This window comes from Streptomyces sp. 15-116A, assembly GCF_025290915.1.
GTDB lineage: Bacteria > Actinomycetota > Actinomycetes > Streptomycetales > Streptomycetaceae > Streptomyces.
Genome location: NZ_JAOCQE010000530.1, coordinates 1 through 1499, shown reverse-complemented (window position 1 = coordinate 1499; position 1499 = coordinate 1). Strand labels below are relative to the sequence as shown.

Genomic DNA, 1499 nt, shown 5'->3' with positions numbered 1-1499 from the left:
CCCGCACCAGCACCGGCACCCACGCGACCCCGCCCCGACCCGCACCAACACCCCTCAGCCAAGCGCGCCAACCTCACCTCACCCCTCGGCTCAACCGAACGGAGTGAGCTGGCGCACACCTGCCGTAGAGTTGTGGCCGGTCGATACATGGCCATGGCAGATCGGAAGGGCAGCAACGCGTGACCGTCGACGACTCGGGTTCCGGCACGGACGCGCAGGGCGCCGACACCGGTGAGGATCCGCTCGCTCTGCGTCTCGAACAGCTCATCCTGGGCGCCGAGCGCCGTTACACCCCCTTTCAGGCGGCCCGCAGCGCCGGCGTCACCATGGAGCTGGCGACCCGCTTCTGGCGGGCCATGGGCTTCGCCGACGTAGGACAGGCCAAGGCGCTCACCGAAGCGGACGTACTCGCACTGCGGCGCCTCGCCGGTCTCGTGGAGGCCGGGCTGCTGAGCGAGGCGATGGCCGTGCAGGTCGCGCGGTCCACCGGGCAGACCACCGCACGCTTGGCGGAATGGCAGATCGATTCCTTCCTGGAGGGACTGACCGAGCCGCCCGAGCCGGGGATGACGCGTACCGAGGTCACGTATCCGATCGTCGAGCTGCTGCTGCCCGAGCTCGAGGAGTTCCTCGTGTACGTGTGGCGGCGGCAGCTCGCCGCGTCTGCCGGGCGCGTGGTGCAGGGCGCCGACGACGAGGAGATGGTCGACCGGCGGCTGGCGGTCGCGTTCGCCGATCTCGTCGGGTTCACGCGACTCACCCGGCGGATGGAGGAGGAGGAGCTCGGCGAGCTCGTCGAGGCCTTCGAGACCACCGCCGCCGATCTGGTGGCCGCGCGGGGTGGGCGGCTGATCAAGACGCTGGGCGACGAGGTGCTGTACGCGGCGGATGACGCCGGCACGGCCGCGGAGATCGCGCTGCGGCTGATCGAGACCATGGCGAACGACGAGACCATGCCGGAGCTGCGGGTCGGGATGGCGTTCGGCACGGTGACCACCCGGATGGGTGATGTGTTCGGTACGACGGTGAACCTCGCCTCCCGGCTCACTTCCATAGCGCCCAGGGACGCCGTCCTCGTCGACACCGCGTTCGCCGAGGAGCTGATCCGTACCGGTGACGCCCCCGCTTCCGAGGCTGCCGCGGCCGAGGCTGCCGCCGCCGCGGAGAAGGAGGGGGAGGAGCCGCCGACGTACCGCTTCGCCCTGCAGCCGATGTGGCAGCGGCCGGTGCGTGGTCTGGGGGTCGTCGAGCCCTGGCTGCTCACGCGTCGGGACTCTTCTTCCGCCTAGTTCTTCCGTCAGCCGCCCAGGCCCAGGCCGCCCACGCAGACTCCCAGGATCGGTACGCACAGGCCCGGGTTGTTGTCGTCGTTGCCGTTGCCGTTGCCGTTTCCGTTCCCGGGTGGGTCGTCGCGCTCGGGTGGTTCGGGCTGCGGTGGTGTCGAGGGGCGCTGGGGTGGGGCGGGGCGTTGGGGGGCCGGGGCGTGGTTTGTGGGTGGT

Annotated in this window: 1 protein-coding gene and 1 pseudogene; one reads left to right on the top strand and one right to left on the bottom strand. The window is 71.0% G+C overall.

Annotation, left to right across the window (positions count from 1 at the left end):
* Positions 1-179: 179 nt before the first annotated feature.
* A complete protein-coding gene (locus N4P33_RS35185; protein WP_260830975.1) occupies positions 180-1289 on the top strand; it encodes an adenylate/guanylate cyclase domain-containing protein in 1110 nt (369 codons plus the stop codon).
* Positions 1290-1297: 8 nt separating this feature from the next.
* Here N4P33_RS35185 and N4P33_RS35180 read toward each other — a convergent pair.
* Positions 1298-1499, bottom strand: a pseudogene (locus tag N4P33_RS35180) (hypothetical protein); the annotation flags it as partial.